The organism is Methylotenera sp. 1P/1, from assembly GCF_000384355.1.
Lineage (GTDB): Bacteria > Pseudomonadota > Gammaproteobacteria > Burkholderiales > Methylophilaceae > Methylophilus.
Genome location: NZ_ARWC01000001.1, coordinates 536,128 through 553,915 on the forward strand (window position 1 = coordinate 536,128; position 17,788 = coordinate 553,915).

Here is a 17,788-nt window from a genome sequence, read left to right on the forward strand (position 1 = left end):
TGATCCAAATAAAATACTTTAACTAAATATCGTAGTTCATTGTTTATTATACAACTCTGTACAAATCCTGCCCCAGCATATCAGGTGTAACCAATACAATGCCCTTCTCGGAAACATGGAAACGCTTAGCATCCAAGGCTAGGTCTATCCCGATTTGCATGCCTTCTGGAATTTCGCATCCGCGGTCAATCACGACATTTTTTAATACAACATTGTGGTTAATCGTGACCTTAGGCAGCACCACAGAGCCCTCAATCGTGCAGTAGTCATTGACATGTACATCTGAAAACAACACTGAGCTTGTGACACAAGAGCCGCTAATTAAGCAACCGCCAGACACTAATGAATCTGTTGCTTTGCCCGTGCGCCCTTCGTCGTTAAACACGAACTTGGCCGGTGGCAATTGCTCTTGATAAGTCCAAATCGGCCACTCTCTGTCGTAAAGATTCAGCTCCGGAATTACCTTGGTCAGCTCCATATTTGCTTCCCAGTAAGCGTCAATAGTGCCCACATCACGCCAGTAGTAATTATTATCCAATGCCCCGACGCAGCTATCGGTAAACCGGTGTGCTTGTATACGGTACTTGTTGATGATGTATGGGATGATGTCACCACCAAAGTCATGCGATGACTTTTTATCGCCCGCATCACGTATCAATTGCTCATATAAGAACTTAGCATTGAAAATATAAATACCCATACTGGCAAACGCTTGCTCTGTATTGCCAGGTATATGCTTCGGATTTTTTGGCTTTTCAGCAAACTCAATGACGCGATCTGTTTCATCTACTGCCAATACGCCAAACCCTTTTGCATCCTCAAGCGGTACATTAATACAAGCAATGGTCATGTCTGCATTACTGCGCGCATGTGTAGCCAACATTTTGCCGTAATCCATCTTGTAAATATGATCCCCTGCTAGCACTAGAATGTACTCACCGCCATTCTCTCTCAACAGGTCTATATTTTGATATACGGCATCTGCCGTACCTTTATACCAATCTTCTGACAAGCGCTGTTGTGCTGGGATAATGTTGACGTACTCATTGAACTCACCACGCAGAAACCCCCAACCGCGCTGGATATGCTGAATTAAGCTCTGCGCTTTATATTGTGTAGCGACATTAATGCGGCGAATACCTGAGTTAATACAATTAGACAGTGGGAAATCAATGATTCTGAATTTACCGCCAAATTGTACGGCTGGTTTCGCTCGCCAATCTGTCAGGTTCTTTAAACGACTACCGCGACCACCTGCCAAAATAATGGCGACTGTGTTTTTAGTGAGGTTACTAATAAATCGATCAGAGGGACGTTCTTGCCGACGATTAACTTTTCTACGTTCTTCTTCTTGAATGGATGACATCTTGATTTCCTAACCTAGCTCGTTACTATCACATCGAATTACATCTCAAACCCTTACAACTGCATTATAATCACCTTGACGGCGCTAGAACTTACTTTATCACATTTAATTAACAAAAATTTAAGAGAAAATTTTGGTAAAAAAAATACAATCCAGTTCTATCATCAGTAGCGATACATTGCATCTGCAAAGGGTGTTAGATGCCAAGCACCACGACCCTTTTAGCTTTTTAGGTGTGCACCGCATCGACAGTCAATTTATCTTAAGGGTATTCAACCCTCACGCAGATCAAGTACACGTCAATATCGATGGTCAATGGTTAGTGCTGACTCATAGCGACCGCAAAGGATTGTTTGAATTTACTAGCCCTACTGAATTAAGTACGCCCTGTTTGCTCAAAGTAGATATTGGCAAACGTAGTTTTGAAGCTTATGACCCCTACACGTTTCAAGCCTCTATCACGCAAGACGAGTTATACCTATTTGGCGAAGGCAAGTTAAAACAAGCTTATAAAACGTTAGGCGCGCAAACACGCAGTCAGCAAGGCGTGATGGGCGTACGCTTTGCCGTTTGGGCACCCAATGCCGAACGTGTGAGCGTGGTAGGCAACTTTAACCAATGGGATGGACGCATACATAGTATGCGCACGCACGGTAGCAGCGGCGTATGGGAAATCTTTATTCCACACCTCACCACCCACGATTTATACAAATTTGAAATCCGCAATCGTCATACCGGACACATTTTAGTTAAAACAGACCCTTACGGCGTGGAGTTTGAGCAAAAGCCGGGCACTGCCGCTAAAGTCAGTCAAAGCCAATACCAATGGGCGGACCAATCATGGCTGCAACAGCGTGAGAAGAACGATTGGCTACATACGCCGTTCAACTGTTACGAAGTACATTTAGGTAGTTGGCAACGTAACGCTCAAGGGCATTTTCTAAGTTATCGCGAGTTGGCCAAAACGTTGGTACCGCATGTCGTGAACATGGGATACACCCATGTTGAATTATTGCCTATCACCGAGCACCCACTCAACGAATCTTGGGGCTACCAAACCACCGGTTATTTTGGCGTGACCAACCGCTTTGGCTCACCGGACGATTTACGTTATTTAATTGATACGTTTCACCAAGCTAACATTGGTGTGATTTTAGATTGGGTGCCTGGGCACTTCCCTAAAGATGATTGGGCGCTTGCGCGTTTTGACGGCACCGCTCTTTACGAGCACGAGGACCCAAGGCTGGGTGAGCACCAAGATTGGGGTACCTACATTTTTAATTATGGACGCAACGAGGTCCGTAACTTTTTGATGTCCAATGCCTATTATTGGCTTGAAGAGTTTCATATTGATGGCTTGCGGGTAGATGCTGTCGCTTCTATGTTGTATCTAGACTACTCGCGCAAAGCTGGCGAATGGTTGCCAAATAAATATGGTGGTCGTGAGAATTTAGATGTGATTGAGTTTTTAAAACAACTTAATGTGATGGTGGGCGAAGACTTCCCTGGCGTACTCACCATTGCAGAAGAGTCCACTGCTTGGCCAGCCGTTTCTCGCCCGGTCTATGCAGGTGGGCTAGGTTTTAGCATGAAATGGAACATGGGCTGGATGAATGACACTCTGGCCTATATGGAAGAAGACCCTGTTCACCGTAAGTTTCATCACGACAAACTCACCTTTGGTCAACTCTATGCCTACAGTGAAAACTTCGTGCTGCCGTTTTCGCATGATGAAGTGGTACACGGCAAACATTCATTATTAGACAAAATGCCGGGAGATGCTTGGCAGAAATTTGCAAACTTACGCTTATTGATGACCTTGCAATCAACCTCCCCAGGTAAAAAACTCAACTTTATGGGCAATGAATTTGGGCAAGGCCGCGAATGGAACGTAAATACCAGTCTAGACTGGCATTTACTACAAGAAGACTATGAAGGTAAAGCCTACCACCAAGGCATTCAGCAGCTGTGTAAAGATTTAAACCATCTCTACCGCAACCAAAATGCGCTGTACAGCTTAGATTTTGACGTGCAGGGCTTTAACTGGATTGACTGTCACGATGCCGACCAATCAATTATCAGTTACATCAGGCGCGGAACCGACCATAGTTTTGCTATAATAGTGCTAAATTTTACGCCTGTACCACGCAATGCTTATCGCATTGGTGTGCCAACTGCTGGCAGTTACCACGAACTATTTAATAGCGATGCAGCCTGTTATGGCGGGAGCAATTTAGGTAACAACGCAGGCATTCAATCCGAATACGTTCCATGGATGAACCAACAGCACTCGATTGTGCTCACACTACCACCTTTGGCAGGCATCATCTTAACGTTAACGTGATTTTAACCAACGATAGACATTGATTTACAATTTACTTAATGAATATAAAAATATAAATGGCGACACTTACACAACACCCTAGCTGGCAGGCTCTGTGCCAACATCAAAAACTCACTTCTACGCAACACATGCGTGACCTATTTAACGCAGACCCTAAGCGTTACGAAACTTTCAGCATGCAGTGTGGTGATTTGCTACTGGATTATTCAAAACACCGCATTACGACAGAAACACTCAACTTGCTGTTCCAAATGGCGCGCGAAGCGAATATTGAAGGTTGGCGTGATCGCATGTTTTCCGGCGAGAAAATCAATATCACCGAAAACCGTGCCGTATTGCACACTGCTTTAAGAAACAGAAGCAATGCACCTGTGTATGTAGATGGTAAAGACGTGATGCCGGATGTGAATGCAGTACTGGCACAAATGCGCACATTCACAGAAAAAGTACGCAAAGGCAGTTGGACTGGCTATACCGGCAAAGCCATCACTGATATTGTCAATATCGGTATCGGCGGCTCTGATTTAGGCCCTGTGATGGTCTGTGATGCACTCAAACCTTATGCTAGCCCAAACCTGAATGTGCATTTTGTTTCTAACATTGATGGCGCGCACTTAATGCGCGCGCTGGAAAAATGCAATCCGGAAACCAGCTTGTTTATTGTGGCATCTAAAACATTTACTACGCAAGAAACCATGACCAATGCTACATCTGCACGTACATGGTTTTTAAATGCGGCTAAAGATAACGCACATGTCGCCAAGCACTTTGTGGCCTTGTCCACCAATGCTAAAGCAGTAGAAGCTTTTGGCATTGATACTGCCAACATGTTCGCGTTTTGGGATTGGGTGGGTGGTCGTTATTCATTATGGTCAGCAATCGGCTTATCCATTGCGCTATACGTAGGTATGGATCACTTTGAAGAGCTGCTCGCTGGTGGTCATGCCATGGACAATCACTTTAAAACAGCACCTTTAGAACAAAATATGCCAGTCATTATGGCCATGATTGGCGTCTGGTATAACAATTTCTTCCATGTGGATACACATGCCATTTTGCCCTATGACCAAGGCTTGGCTAGATTTGCAGCCTATTTGCAACAAGCAGACATGGAAAGCAATGGCAAGTTTGTTTGCCGTGATGGTACCGATGTGCAATATAAAACAGGCCCAGTAATTTGGGGCGAAGCCGGCACCAATGGCCAGCACGCGTTTTATCAATTGATTCACCAAGGCACACAAATCGTCACTGCGGATTTCTTAATGCCGATTCACAGCCACTACCAAGTAGGCACCAATGGCGATCAGCATCACAAAATCTTATTGGCTAACTTTTTGGCGCAAACGCAAGCCTTGATGTTGGGTAAAACCAGAGAAGAAGCGCGTGCAGAACTTGAACAACAAGGCTTATCTGGTGAAGCACTGGAACAGCTGTTACCGCATAAAGTGTTTCCGGGCAACCGCCCTACCACTTCGATTATGTTCGATAAACTGACGCCGCATACGCTAGGTAAATTGATTGCGCTATACGAACACAAAATCTTTGTACAAGGCATTATCTGGGACATTAACAGCTACGATCAGTGGGGCGTAGAATACGGCAAGCAGATTGCACAACAAATCTTGCCACTACTCACCAATGATGATGTGATTGATCGTTTTGACGGTTCTACTAATGGTTTGATTAACTACGCAAAACAACGCACTTAAATTTCCAAGTCATACCACAAAGTCATACCAAGTCAAATTGAGTACAATAAAAAAGCTGGGTTTCCCCAGCCTTTTTATTTGTACCTGTTACATACAGGTTAACGTAACTGCACACCTTTTTGCAGTGCATTCAATCCTAACGATTGCGCCATGCTTGCGCCTAGGCGTTTAGCAAATCGATCCACCACAGTCTCTTGATAGGTGAAGTCAACAATTTCCTCTTGCTTAATCACTTCGCGCGCGACGTAATCGGCACTGCCTAATGCATCAGCCAACCCCATTTTAATGCTTTGCTCACCGCTCCAAAATAAGCCACTGAATGTTTCCGGGCTTTCTTTTAAGCGATTTCCACGCCCTTCTCGCACCACGGTTTTAAATTGCTCATGAATCTCATTCAACATAGCTTGCGCAAACGCTTGATGTTTTGGATTGACCGGTGAGAATGGATCCAGCATTGCCTTGTTTTCACCCGCGGTGAGCAAACGACGCTCCACGCCTACCTTTTTCATGATTTCTGTAAATCCATAACCATCCATCAATACGCCGATAGAACCAACGATACTGGCCTTGTCTACATAAATTTTATCTGTCGCCACGGCAATATAATACCCACCGGATGCACAAATATCTTCCACCACCGCATATACCGGAATAGCTGGATGCAATGCTTTTTGGCGCTTAATTTCCTCATTAATAATGCCGGCTTGTACTGGGCTACCACCAGGACTGTTGATGCGCAGAATAATACCTTTCGTGCCTTTGTTTTCATAAGCATCATTAAGGCTACCCATCACCGCATCTGCATTCACTTCTCCGCCTGGCTCAATCACGCCTGATATCTCAATCAATGCAGTATGTGCACTGGATGGTGCTTTTCCATCCCCTAGCCAACCAATTATCATGAGTAACAAGAAAAATAGGTAAATAAAAGTGAGTAATTTAAAAAAGATAGACCAACGGCGGGCTGTTTTTTGCTCAGCCAAGCCAGCCAACGCAACTTTCTCTAGCGTAGTCTGCGCCCATTGCGGGTCTTGGTTAGCTTGTGGTTGATTACTATCGGTTGTCATCTTATGGAATGCTTTCTAAATTTATAATAATTTCATCATTGGTTTCATACACTTCAATGGGCTGCAAAGACTTCCCCTTGCATGGCCCAAGCACGCATCTGCCAGAGTTGGGTTCATAATGCGCACCATGCGTAGCACAGATAATAAAATCTTGCGTTAAATTGAAGAATTTACCCTGTTGCCAATCTAACTCAATGGGCACATGCGCACATTGATTTAAATACGCATACGGCTTGCCATTAAATCTAACAACAAACCCTGTCGCCAACTCACCGCGTTGAGGCACATTAAAGCGCAAACCATCTGATTTTTCAATCAAATCACTGCTTTTAAATCGAATATTAGTGACTTTCATCCAGTAACCAAGTGCTTAAATCGTGAAAACTATTAAAAACATACTCAGGACTGTATGGGCTTAACTGCACAGCCGACTGTGCGCCATAGGTAACAGCGGCCGTATGCACACCCGCATTTTTAGCCATCTGCAAATCATAATGCGTATCACCAATCATCAAGGTACGCTCAGGCATGACGACGAGCTCGTCCATTAGCGCATCCAACATTTGTGGATGTGGCTTAGAAAAGCACTCATCCACTGTTTTGGTTGCATGAAAATATTGCGTCAATCCAGAGTGCTGTAGTGCCAAATTGAGGCCTCTGCGCCCTTTTCCTGTAGCCACAGCCAGTTTGTAGCCGCGTTTGTTTAACTCAATAATGGTGTCGGATGCACCCGGAAACAAGGGGATTTCGCTTTCGCCTGCGTAGTAATTAGTATTATATTGCGCGGCTAAATCACGTGCTTGCGCTTCAGGCAAATCACCAAATAAAGCATAAATCGATTCACGTAAGCCCAACCCAATAATACTGGTCGCTTTTGCAGGATCCAATGCAGGCAAGCCTACCTGCTGCGCAGCTTTTACCAACGCGTTGGTAATCATGCCTGTAGAGTCTGCTAGCGTACCATCCCAATCCCACACGATTAGATCATATTGCTTTTGCATCTATTACTCGTTGCTTTCATTTTTTTGGATAAACTTTTTAAGTTCCGCAGGTAACTCAGCTTTTAGTTTGAGTTTCTCGCCCGAAATAGGATGGCGGATGTTGGTTTCTGCCGAGTGCAAGAACATGCGTTTTAAGCCTAGTTTGACCAACTGCTTATTCAGCGCAAAATCGCCATATTTGTCATCGCCTAGAATCGGGAAACCCAAATGCGCAAGCTGCACTCTTAGCTGATGCGTTCTGCCTGTGATGAGTTTCGCTTCTAACAACGAGTATTCACCTAAATTTTTCGTCAGATAAAAAATCGTTTCGGACACTTGTGCAGCATCAAACTTATCTTTTTTCGGATCTGTCACCACATTGACGCGGCGCTCACCATCACTGGTCACATATTTTTGTAAATCCAAGGTGACATGTTTCTTTTTCTCGGTCCAAACACCATGCACCATCATTACATAGCGTTTATCCATATGGTTGTTACGGATGGCTTCGTGCAAAGCGACCAATGCACTGCGTTTTTTGGCTAACATGAGTACACCGGAGGTGTCGCGATCTAATCGATGCACCAACTCTAGAAACTTGGCTTGTGGGCGCTCTAGACGCAATTGCTCAATTACGCCTCGGCTGACGCCACTGCCACCATGCACAGCAAATCCGGCCGGTTTATTGATGACCAGCATCGCGTCATCTTCGTACACAATCGCATCATCAAATTTACTGGTGACGGGTCCTGACACCACAGCTTGTGGCACATTGGCTACGCGGATAGGCGGCACGCGCACCACATCTTCTAAACTCAGACGAAAATCCGCATCAATTCTTTTTTTATTCACGCGGACTTCACCACTGCGCAAAATGCGATAAATATGGCTTTTTGGCACCCCTTTTAAGGCTTTTTGCAAAAAATTATCAACGCGTTGTCCAGCCGAAGATTCATCAATGACCAAATTGGCCGATGCAGTAGCAGATATCTCACTAGAGGGTGCGGTAATTGTTTCAATCAATGTGTTCATACTTTGCTTTAATAGTACTTCTAGCCTATACTGGTAAGGTTCTTAAGGAATGCATGCTTTATAAAAGCGCGTTTAAGAATATGTTTTATGAAACATCATGTTTTAAAAACAGTTGTGACAACAAATACTTGGTTAATACCGCTCGCCAATAAGTAGCGATATGTAAAATTTGCGCTATAGCCAACGCAGACAATTAAAAATCAAAGCGTGACTAAAGTTTGCTGAAAATTGAATTTTAACGAATTAATGCCTGATTCGGGTATTAATTTTTTGTGATGTCGTGCATGACACTAAATAATTGCACCCATAATTATTATGAATTGCAGTTATATCGCTGGTCATCATCCAGCCTAGTATCACATATAAACGCAGGGCAAATACCCATGCGTAGACCACATCACGTTAACTTGCATTTAATCGATAGCGTTCGGCTATCTTAAATGCGCAATCAGCGCTCTAGCTACCTGCTGGTTTGTCTGCTCGCTTAGCCCAGGAGCACACAATGAAAAGAATGTTATTTAATGCAACGCAATCAGAAGAATTACGCGTTGCGATTGTAGATGGGCAAAAACTCATCGATTTAGATATTGAACATGCGGGAAAAGAACAACGCAAAAGCAATATCTACAAAGGCGTCATTACACGCATAGAGCCTTCCCTAGAAGCAGCGTTTGTCGATTATGGTACAGACCGTCACGGCTTCTTGCCTTTCAAAGAAATCTCACGTAGTTATTTCCAAGATAAACCGGAAAGTGGTCGTCCACGCATTCAGGATGTAATCAAAGAAGGTCAAGAACTGATTGTTCAGGTAGACAAAGATGAGCGTGGCAACAAAGGTGCTGCACTCACCACCTATATTTCACTGGCTGGCCGTTATTTGGTATTGATGCCAAACAATCCTCGCGGAGGTGGTGTATCGCGCCGTGTTGAAGGTGAAGAGCGTAACGAGCTACGTGACACCATGGCACAATTAGAAATTCCTAACGGTATGAGCATCATTGCACGTACGGCTGGTATTGGCCGTAATGCCGAAGAATTACAATGGGATCTCAACTACCTGACCCAACTGTGGACAGCCATTGAGGAAGCTTCACATATTCAACCTGGCGCATTTCTAATCTACCAAGAAGGTAGTTTGGTCATTCGTGCTATCCGTGATTATTTCAGTGCGGATATTGGCGAAATTTTGATTGATACTGCCGATGTGCATGAGCAAGCCGTACAGTTTATGAATCATGTGATGCCAGGCAATGTGGCACGTGTAAAACTGTATCAGGATGAAATCCCCCTATTCTCTCGTTTCCAAATCGAACACCAGATTGAAACTGCTTTCTCACGTGAAGTGCGCTTGCCATCCGGTGGCGCGATTGTGATTGACCACACCGAAGCCTTGGTATCGATTGACGTGAACTCCGGTCGCTCTATCAAAGGCTCTGATATTGAGCAGACTGCGTTCAACACCAACTTAGAAGCTGCCGAAGAAGTCGCGCGTCAAATGCGTTTACGCGATTTGGGTGGTTTAGTGGTCATTGACTTTATTGATATGGAAAATCCACGTAACCAACGTGAAGTTGAAAATGCCTTACGTGACGCACTGCATTATGACCGTGCGCGCGTCCAAACCGGCAAAATCTCTCGCTTTGGTTTGTTAGAGTTATCACGTCAACGTTTGCGTCCTAGCTTGGGTGAAACCAACCATGCGACATGTCCACGTTGTAACGGTACTGGTCATATCCGTGGCATTGAATCTACTGCATTACATATCTTGCGTATCACGCAAGAAGAAGCGATGAAAGATAACAGCGCAATCATTCAGGTACAGTTACCCGTTGAAGCTGCAACCTTCTTGCTGAATGAAAAACGTGCTGATATCCACAAAATCGAACAACGCATGGGTGTTGAGGTGATTTTGATTCCGAATATCCATATGGAAACCCCTAACTACAACATCATTCGCATTAAACATGATGATGTGAACGAGGAAACCTCACGCGCTAGCTACAAAATGGTAGAACTGCCTTCTGAGACAGACTACGTAAGTAGCTTGAACCAAGACAGCAAGCCCAACGTAACAGAAGCATTGGTAAAAGGCATTACGCCAGCCACTTCTGCGCCAATTGTAGAGGCTAAACCAGAGAAGACTGCACCAGTAGTAGCCAAAGCTTCTATTTTCGGCCGCATCAAAGCACTATTCGGCTTAAATGCTGATGAAGCAAAATCAGAAGCAGAGAAGCCAGCAGAACAACGCACGCAAAACCGTGAGCAACAACGTGATCGCGATCGTAACCGCAATCGCGATCGTAATAAAAATCGCAACCGTGATCGCAATGCCACAGATAAAAATGGTGCCGAACGCAATCCAAATGAGCGTAATGAACGTAACCGTAATGAGCAAGCAGCGCAACCACGTCAAGAACAACCACGTCAAGACAAGCAACAAAAACCGCCTGCAGAGAAACGTGTAGAGGCCGACACTGCAGTTGAAAAAACTAATGATCAAATAGTTAATGCAACTGAGACTCCGAATGAGCAAGGTGCACCACGCCAAGAGCGTTCGGGTCGTCGTAATCGCCGTGGTCGCCGTGATCGTCGCCCACGTGATGAAGCAAACAAAGAAAACGTGCAAACGCCAGCCACTGCAGAAACTGTTGCAACTCCAGTGGTAGAAACATCAAGCCAAGTCGCACAGACGCCTGTTGAGACGAAAGCTGCTTCGGTAGAAATCGTCACGGCCGCGCCAACTTCAGAAGCAGCGAACACACCTGTAGCTAAAAAACCAGCTAACAAAAAACAGCGCGCGCCTAAAGCCAATGTAGAAGCTACGGATACTGTGACGACTGTTGAAACAGTTGCAGCAGCCACTGAGCCAGTGCAAGCTGAAACGCCAGTTAAAGCGGAGAAGAAAAAACCAGCACGTAAGCCAGCAAAAGCTAAAGCAGCGCAAACGCCTAGCGCCTTGCCAGCAAATCTAGCAGATGCTGGGCTACAACTGGTGGAGACCAAAGGTGAGTTGAAAGTGAACACACCAGCAGTAGCGACAGCTAAACCAAAGGCACCACGTAAGGCAGCTAATTGGAAGAAAAACGATACAGCGGCTACAGAAGATGCACCATTGGTGATGGTCGAAACGCAGAAATAACGTTTCGGTATCGCACAGTAAAAAAGGACTCTTAATAGAGTCCTTTTTTATTTTTGTGTTTTATTTAGTGATTACGTAAATATTGCACGGTGAGATAACCTAAAGCGGTCATGCATAGTGACCCAAACACATGTAGCAACACATGCAATGCTGCCCAACCATACTGCTCACGATGCAGCAATTGAAAAGCCTCGGCCGAAAACGTGGAGAATGTGGTTAGCCCTCCCAAGAAACCCGTAGTAATCAACAGCTTAATCTCAGGGCTCCATTCCGGTTGTTGCACCACGCCAGCCAGTGCCAAACCCATTAAATAGCCCCCTAACAGATTGGCAACAAGTGTTCCCAGCGGCACCACACTAGCATTCAGTAACACTGCCAGCCCCCAGCGTAACCAAGCACCTAACGCCGCTCCGATACCTACAGCAATAAACCCGCCTATCATTTTTCACCCTATGATTGATTCAATGAAGTATTTTTAGAAATATAATAGCAGTTGGCTACCAATTCCAAGAAAGAATATTTTGCGCGTTTTATTCGTTAGTTCTGAAATTTTCCCGCTTATTAAAACAGGTGGACTTGCAGATGTCAGCGGTGCTCTACCCGCCGCGCTTAACGTGGCAGATGTAGATGTCAAATGTCTGATTCCCGGCTACAGTGCGGTGCTGGATAAAGTTGAAAATCAAACCTACTTAGGCACACTGCAAGTATTCACACATTTGAGCTGTGATTTGATTCTTGGCGTGATTCCCAATACGCAAGTTGAAGTCATCATCATTAAGCACTCTGGGTTATTTGAACGTGATGGCGGCCCTTACACGCACCCACATGGCCATGACTGGGCAGACAACCCAATGCGCTTTGGCGTGCTCTCCAAAGTGGCTAGCTTACTCAGCCTGCATCAACCCTTTTGGAGTTGGGTGCCGGATATTGTGCATTGCAATGATTGGCAAACAGGGCTAGCACCTTACTACATGAAACAACGCGGCCTTACGCAAGCCAAGTCTTTGCTCAGCATTCATAACATCGCGTTTCAAGGCAACTTTGCACCGCATTGGATACAATCGCTTGAGCTGTCGCCACAAGACTACCAACTGAATGGCTTTGAGTTTTACCAGCAAGTCTCTTTTCTAAAAGCCGGGATTTTTTACGCAGATCAACTCTCCACGGTAAGTCCGACCTATGCATTAGAAATTCAAACAGAGGCCTTTGGATTTGGGCTGCAAGGATTATTACAAGGGAGAAGTGCCGACATCACAGGTATTCTCAACGGCATTGATACCGATGAGTGGAACCCTGCTGCCGACCCCTACTTGCCAGATCACTACTCTGAAAAAAACCTAGCAGGCAAGGCGCGCATTAAAACAACCTTGCAAGAAGCCTTACATTTGCATGTCACAGATAAAATGCCTTTACTTGGCGTAGTGAGTAGGCTCACGCATCAAAAGGGCTTGGATATTCTCATAGAGTCTATGCAAGAGTTGATTGACTTAGGCTGTCAATTTGCAATTTTGGGTGGCGGCGAAAAGTCTTTTGAAGCGCAGTTTTTAGCATTTGCAGAAAACAACCCGAACCAAGTGTCCGTCACCATCGGCTATAACGAGCCTTTATCCCATTTGATTATGGCGGGTGCTGACATCTTCATTATGCCCTCGCGCTTTGAACCATGCGGGCTCAATCAGCTATATGGATTGCGCTACGGAACGCCTCCTATTGTCTCTAACACAGGTGGCCTAGCAGACTCTATCTGCCATAGCGATGAAGTCAGCATTCAAAACAATACAGCCACAGGATTTGTGATAGAAAATGTCAACAGAATGTCACTTTTGGTCACAATTAAACAGGCTTTGTCAAGATGGAATGACCGAAAGATTTGGAAAAAAATACAGAAAAATGGGATGAAAAAAGAAATTGGTTGGAAGAACAGCGCCAATGCTTACATTGCGCTGTATCAAAAACTCTTGGAATAAGCGTTTGGCTAGTTGGCATAGTTGATGCTTATGTATAACTAAGCTTCTCCAAAGCTAACTTCTCCTCCCTCGGGACATTATGTAGATAATGTCCTTTTTTTTGTCCGTAACTTCTTCAGCTAACTATTCTGAATTAGCTGCAAGGCTTACTTGACGATAAAGTGTTCGCGGTAATATTTCAGCTCATCAATAGACTCATAGATGTCGGCCAACGCTTCATGTCTGCTGGCTTTTTTAAAGCCTGCATAAATTTCCGGCTTCCAGCGCCTGGCCAGCTCTTTAAACACGCTCACATCTAAGTTTCTATAATGAAAATAACTTTCTAGCTCTGGCATATAGCGTGCCATAAAACGCCTATCTTGGCAGATAGAGTTACCGCACATAGGAGATTTACCTGCTGGCACATGCTCTTTTAAAAAAGCAATCATCTGCTCAGTCGCCATTTGCTCACTGGTCGTAGATGCTTTAACCTTATCAATCAAACCACTGCGACCATGCGCACCTTTGTTCCATGCATCCATGCCGTCTAATACAGCATCGCTTTGATGAATCACGAACACTGGGGACTCACCCAACACGTTGAGATTTGCATCGGTCACCACGGCTGCCAACTCTAAAACACGGTCAGAATCAGGTAGCAACCCGCTCATCTCCATATCCAACCAAATTAAATTTTCGTTATTGACATTGTTATTGCTAGCGACCATCATGATTTCCATTAAAATACGGGTTAAAGACATAGACTGTGAACCATTTGCCTTGAGATGCTTCACAATCATGTTAGTTTAACTTAATTAGTGAATTTATAGACCTTATGGCAACAACATTAACATTTATTTTTGTGAGCTTATTAGCCATTACTACCTTGGTAAGACTTTGGTTAGGCAATCGCCATATTCAATACATACAATCGCACCGCCAACAGGTACCAGCTGCATTTACACAAACCATTTCACTAGAAGCACACCAAAAAGCCGCAGACTATTCCAGTGCTAAAACAAAAGTCACTATTGCAGAAACCGCGGCACACGCGATTCTTTTGCTATTGCTGACGATTGGCGGTGGATTACAGTGGATAGACCAAGTATGGACACAATGGCTACCCAATCAAGACATCATACGCGGTGCGTTAGTGATTTGCAGTGCGCTATTTGCCAGCACCCTGATTGAGCTGCCCTTTGACTATTACCGTACGTTTACAGTAGATGCGCAGTTTGGATTTAACAAAATGACGCCTGTTATGTTTTTTAGCGACATGTTCAAACATGGCTTGGTAGGATTAGCATTAGGTGCACCCATTTTATTTGCCGCACTCTGGCTAATGCAAGGCGCGGGCGATTACTGGTGGTTCTACTTATGGGCTATATGGAGTGTGTTTAACATTGTGATGTTGGCGGTTTATCCAACATTTATTGCGCCTTTGTTCAATAAATTTACACCACTTGCTGATATCACACTTAAAAGTCGCATCGAAAATCTGCTGACTAAGTGTGGTTTTAAGTCACAAGGCTTATTTGTGATGGATGGCTCCACACGTTCCGGTCATGGCAATGCCTATTTCACGGGCTTTGGCAGCAGCAAGCGCGTGGTATTTTTTGATACCTTATTAGACAAGTTGAATGCTGATGAAATTGAAGCGGTATTGGCACATGAGCTTGGCCACTTCAAACATCATCATGTCATTAAACGTGTGGTCATGATGTTCTCTATCAGCTTGATTGGCCTCGCTTTATTAGGCTGGCTTATCAACCAATCATGGTTTTACGCTGGCTTAGGGGTACACCAACCCAGTGACTATATGGCCTTGATATTGTTTTTATTGGTCTCCCCTACTTTCTTATTTTTATTGCGCCCAATCATGGCCAGCTACTCACGTAAAAATGAATTTGAGGCCGATGACTATGCAGCAAAACACGCAGATGCAAAATTCTTGGTAGACGCACTGGTTAAACTGTATCGTGAGAATGCATCTACATTGACGCCCGACCCTCTACATTCTGCGTTTTATGACTCGCACCCACCGGCAAGCATTCGTATTGCAAAACTCGCCACTTATACTGGGAATCGTTAATCGTATGATGCAAAAATGCATTTTTTTAAGCGCATTGCTAGCCTCTAGTGTTTGCTATGGTGATGCCTTGTTCAACAATGCAGATATACCTGCTGGTAAAAAACTATTAGAAGCGCACTGCATTCAATGCCATGCTTCCAGTTACGGCGGCGATGGTTCGGAAATCTATACGCGCGAGTTGAGAAAAATCAAAACGCCTACTGGTCTTGTTGTGCAGGTACGCAATTGCAATACCATGTTAGATTTAAAATGGTTTGAGGAAGACGAAATAAACGTTGCAGCGTATCTAAACCAACAGTATTACCATTTTAAATGATACTTAATGGGCTAGTAGTCGCCGCTTTTGGTAAGCGGTATGAAGTAGAGCTTGAAGACAAACGCCGCATCAGTTGCGTCACCCGTGGTAAAAAAACAGACATTGCCTCCGGCGATCAAGTAGAAATAGCCCTTACCGACCACCGTGAAGGTGTCATTGAACGCACGTTAGCCCGCAAAACCTTGCTCTATCGTAGTAACGCCTATAAAAGTAAACTCTTAGCGGCCAATGTCACACAAATCATCATTGTGCTGGCTACTCAACCCAGTTTTTATGAAGCGTTGTTGAATCGATGCTTGGTTGCAGCAGAGGAAGCCGGCATTAAAATATTGATTGTGTTAAATAAGTGCGACTTAAAAAACGATGAAGCGCTAGAAAAACTTAATCTATATACAGCGCTTGGCTATACCACACTCCCGCTTTCCGCAAACCAAGATATTGCGCCACTACTCCCATTCCTAGCGGGCGAGCAAAGCGTGATGGTCGGGCAATCCGGCATGGGGAAATCCACCATCATCAATGCGCTATTGCCAAATGAAACGGCACGCACACAAGAAATGAGTGTAGCCTTGGATAGCGGTAAACATACCACCACCGCCACGCGCCTGTATTATTTGGATCAGCACAGCAGTTTAATCGACTCGCCCGGCTTACAGGAATTTGGGCTGAATCATATTTCGCAGCAGGCGTTGGAACAAGCATTTGTTGAGTTTAGACCGTATTTGGGCCACTGCCGATTTAACAACTGCAGACATATACATGAACCTGACTGTGCTATCCTAAGCCAAGTGAATTTGACCATTAGCGCCAACCGGCTGGCACAATACCAATTATTGACCGAGGAACTTCATCGCCCAATATCATGAACCGTACCGCAGTGATCTCTCACCCAGATACCTTGCTACATGTCATGGATGGGCAACATCCTGAATCACCGGCGCGCATTTCTGCCATTCAAGCTGCAATCAACGCTTCACCCATTCGTCACCAACTCGACTTTTACCAAGCGCCACTAGCAACTAGGCAGCACTTAACCCTAGCGCACGATCAAGCCTATGTAGATTACATCTATAGTGTAGCCCCTAGCGCTGGCATTGTGAAACTGGATGCGGACACCGCCATGGGCCCAGCCAGCTTAGAAGCCACCTTGCGTGCCAGTGGTGCTGCTATCTTGGCAACTGATTTGGTCATGCAGCAAAAGGCCCATCATGCTTTTTGCTGCACCCGCCCACCCGGTCACCATGCGGGCAAGCGCAATAGCGCCGGCTTTTGCATTTTTAACCATGTCGCGGTGGGCGTGATGCACGCACTCAAACATTACCGTCTTCAACGTATTGCGATTATTGATTTTGATGTGCACCATGGCGACGGCACAGAGGATATTTTCAAGCAAAACCAGGCAGTGATGTTGTGTTCAACATTTCAGCACCCGTTTTATCCGCACAAAGGCGCAAACTCAAGAACAAACCGTATGATTAATGTGCCCTTACCTGCAAACGCCAGTGGCGAAGCATTTAGAGAGGCAGTCACTCGAGAGTTTACCCCCGCGATTGAAGCGTTTAAGCCGGAAATATTGTTTGTTTCCGCTGGGTTTGATGCACACCGCCAAGACCCACTTGCCAACTTAGCACTCGAAATTGAAGACTTTAGTTGGATTACGCGCTATATCGTGGCATTATCTGAAAAATATTGTAAAGGTAGAATTGTTTCATGCTTGGAAGGTGGCTATCATTTGCAGTACTTAAGCGAGAGTGTATTGGCGCATATTAAAACATTGAGCGAATCAACTTAAAATAG

The 17,788-nt window shown here is 44.8% G+C and carries 15 protein-coding genes; 8 read left to right on the forward strand and 7 right to left on the reverse strand.

Annotated features, from left to right (window positions below; all coding sequences use genetic code 11):
- Window positions 1-46: 46 nt before the first annotated feature.
- Window positions 47-1,366 carry a glucose-1-phosphate adenylyltransferase gene (glgC, locus tag A3Q3_RS0102470; RefSeq protein ID WP_020181987.1) on the reverse strand — a complete coding sequence of 440 codons (1,320 nt, stop codon included), beginning with the start codon at window positions 1,364-1,366 and terminating at the stop codon, window positions 47-49.
- A gap of 133 nt (window positions 1,367-1,499) precedes the next feature.
- On the opposite strand from glgC, the gene glgB reads away from it, so the two are divergent.
- Window positions 1,500-3,710 carry a 1,4-alpha-glucan branching protein GlgB gene (glgB, locus tag A3Q3_RS0102475; RefSeq protein ID WP_020181988.1) on the forward strand — a complete coding sequence of 737 codons (2,211 nt, stop codon included), beginning with the start codon at window positions 1,500-1,502 and terminating at the stop codon, window positions 3,708-3,710.
- A gap of 56 nt (window positions 3,711-3,766) precedes the next feature.
- Window positions 3,767-5,419, forward strand: a complete 1,653-nt coding sequence (pgi, locus tag A3Q3_RS0102480) for a glucose-6-phosphate isomerase (RefSeq protein WP_020181989.1) — start codon at window positions 3,767-3,769, stop codon at window positions 5,417-5,419.
- A 98-nt stretch (window positions 5,420-5,517) separates the two neighbouring features.
- On the opposite strand, the gene A3Q3_RS0102485 is transcribed toward pgi, so the two are convergent.
- The 4 genes from A3Q3_RS0102485 to A3Q3_RS0102500 are packed head-to-tail and all read right to left on the reverse strand — an operon-like array spanning window position 5,518 to window position 8,498.
- A complete protein-coding gene (locus A3Q3_RS0102485) occupies window positions 5,518-6,486 on the reverse strand; it encodes a S49 family peptidase (RefSeq protein ID WP_020181990.1) in 969 nt (322 codons plus the stop codon).
- A gap of 1 nt (window position 6,487) precedes the next feature.
- On the reverse strand, window positions 6,488-6,841 hold the full coding sequence (locus A3Q3_RS0102490) for a Rieske 2Fe-2S domain-containing protein (protein ID WP_020181991.1): 354 nt from the start codon (window positions 6,839-6,841) through the stop codon (window positions 6,488-6,490).
- Window positions 6,828-7,487 carry an HAD family hydrolase gene (locus A3Q3_RS0102495; protein WP_020181992.1) on the reverse strand — a complete coding sequence of 220 codons (660 nt, stop codon included), beginning with the start codon at window positions 7,485-7,487 and terminating at the stop codon, window positions 6,828-6,830. Before A3Q3_RS0102495 ends, A3Q3_RS0102490 begins: the two co-directional genes overlap by 14 nt.
- Before the next feature lie 3 nt (window positions 7,488-7,490).
- Window positions 7,491-8,498: an RluA family pseudouridine synthase gene (locus A3Q3_RS0102500; protein ID WP_020181993.1), complete on the reverse strand. Its 1,008-nt coding sequence runs from the start codon at window positions 8,496-8,498 to the stop codon at window positions 7,491-7,493.
- A 502-nt stretch (window positions 8,499-9,000) separates the two neighbouring features.
- Here A3Q3_RS0102500 and A3Q3_RS0102505 point away from each other — a divergent pair.
- Entirely contained in the window at window positions 9,001-11,637 is a 2,637-nt protein-coding gene (locus A3Q3_RS0102505; RefSeq protein ID WP_020181994.1) for an Rne/Rng family ribonuclease, read from the forward strand.
- 64 nt (window positions 11,638-11,701) lie between these two features.
- Here the strand turns inward: A3Q3_RS0102505 and crcB are convergent, their stop codons facing one another.
- A complete protein-coding gene (gene crcB / locus A3Q3_RS0102510; RefSeq protein WP_020181995.1) occupies window positions 11,702-12,079 on the reverse strand; it encodes a fluoride efflux transporter CrcB in 378 nt (125 codons plus the stop codon).
- 79 nt (window positions 12,080-12,158) lie between these two features.
- On the opposite strand from crcB, the gene glgA reads away from it, so the two are divergent.
- On the forward strand, window positions 12,159-13,604 hold the full coding sequence (glgA, locus tag A3Q3_RS0102515) for a glycogen synthase GlgA (protein ID WP_020181996.1): 1,446 nt from the start codon (window positions 12,159-12,161) through the stop codon (window positions 13,602-13,604).
- Window positions 13,605-13,750: 146 nt separating this feature from the next.
- Here glgA and orn read toward each other — a convergent pair whose 3' ends face one another.
- On the reverse strand, window positions 13,751-14,344 hold the full coding sequence (orn, locus tag A3Q3_RS0102520; RefSeq protein ID WP_020181997.1) for an oligoribonuclease: 594 nt from the start codon (window positions 14,342-14,344) through the stop codon (window positions 13,751-13,753).
- A 74-nt stretch (window positions 14,345-14,418) separates the two neighbouring features.
- On the opposite strand from orn, the gene A3Q3_RS0102525 reads away from it, so the two are divergent.
- Genes A3Q3_RS0102525 through A3Q3_RS0102540 form a run of 4 tightly spaced genes read left to right on the forward strand, consistent with a single transcriptional unit; the run spans window position 14,419 to window position 17,783 of the window.
- Entirely contained in the window at window positions 14,419-15,675 is a 1,257-nt protein-coding gene (locus tag A3Q3_RS0102525) for a M48 family metallopeptidase (protein WP_020181998.1), read from the forward strand.
- 4 nt (window positions 15,676-15,679) lie between these two features.
- Window positions 15,680-15,991, forward strand: coding sequence for a cytochrome c (locus A3Q3_RS0102530; RefSeq protein ID WP_020181999.1), 312 nt, complete (start codon window positions 15,680-15,682; stop codon window positions 15,989-15,991).
- Window positions 15,988-16,857: a ribosome small subunit-dependent GTPase A gene (gene rsgA / locus A3Q3_RS0102535; protein ID WP_020182000.1), complete on the forward strand. Its 870-nt coding sequence runs from the start codon at window positions 15,988-15,990 to the stop codon at window positions 16,855-16,857. Before A3Q3_RS0102530 ends, rsgA begins: the two co-directional genes overlap by 4 nt.
- On the forward strand, window positions 16,854-17,783 hold the full coding sequence (locus tag A3Q3_RS0102540) for a histone deacetylase family protein (RefSeq protein WP_020182001.1): 930 nt from the start codon (window positions 16,854-16,856) through the stop codon (window positions 17,781-17,783). Before rsgA ends, A3Q3_RS0102540 begins: the two co-directional genes overlap by 4 nt.
- The last annotated feature ends 5 nt before the right edge of the window (window positions 17,784-17,788 follow it).

Coding starts and splice junctions, on each gene's coding strand:
- glgC (WP_020181987.1), bottom strand. CDS start 1,366: ATGTCATCCATTCAAGAAGAAGAACGTAGAAAAGTTAATCGTCGGCAA.
- pgi (WP_020181989.1), top strand. CDS start 3,767: ATGGCGACACTTACACAACACCCTAGCTGGCAGGCTCTGTGCCAACAT.
- A3Q3_RS0102485 (WP_020181990.1), bottom strand. CDS start 6,486: ATGACAACCGATAGTAATCAACCACAAGCTAACCAAGACCCGCAATGG.
- A3Q3_RS0102490 (WP_020181991.1), bottom strand. CDS start 6,841: ATGAAAGTCACTAATATTCGATTTAAAAGCAGTGATTTGATTGAAAAA.
- A3Q3_RS0102495 (WP_020181992.1), bottom strand. CDS start 7,487: ATGCAAAAGCAATATGATCTAATCGTGTGGGATTGGGATGGTACGCTA.
- A3Q3_RS0102500 (WP_020181993.1), bottom strand. CDS start 8,498: ATGAACACATTGATTGAAACAATTACCGCACCCTCTAGTGAGATATCT.
- A3Q3_RS0102505 (WP_020181994.1), top strand. CDS start 9,001: ATGAAAAGAATGTTATTTAATGCAACGCAATCAGAAGAATTACGCGTT.
- crcB (WP_020181995.1), bottom strand. CDS start 12,079: ATGATAGGCGGGTTTATTGCTGTAGGTATCGGAGCGGCGTTAGGTGCT.
- orn (WP_020181997.1), bottom strand. CDS start 14,344: ATGTCTTTAACCCGTATTTTAATGGAAATCATGATGGTCGCTAGCAAT.
- A3Q3_RS0102525 (WP_020181998.1), top strand. CDS start 14,419: ATGGCAACAACATTAACATTTATTTTTGTGAGCTTATTAGCCATTACT.
- A3Q3_RS0102530 (WP_020181999.1), top strand. CDS start 15,680: ATGATGCAAAAATGCATTTTTTTAAGCGCATTGCTAGCCTCTAGTGTT.
- rsgA (WP_020182000.1), top strand. CDS start 15,988: ATGATACTTAATGGGCTAGTAGTCGCCGCTTTTGGTAAGCGGTATGAA.
- A3Q3_RS0102540 (WP_020182001.1), top strand. CDS start 16,854: ATGAACCGTACCGCAGTGATCTCTCACCCAGATACCTTGCTACATGTC.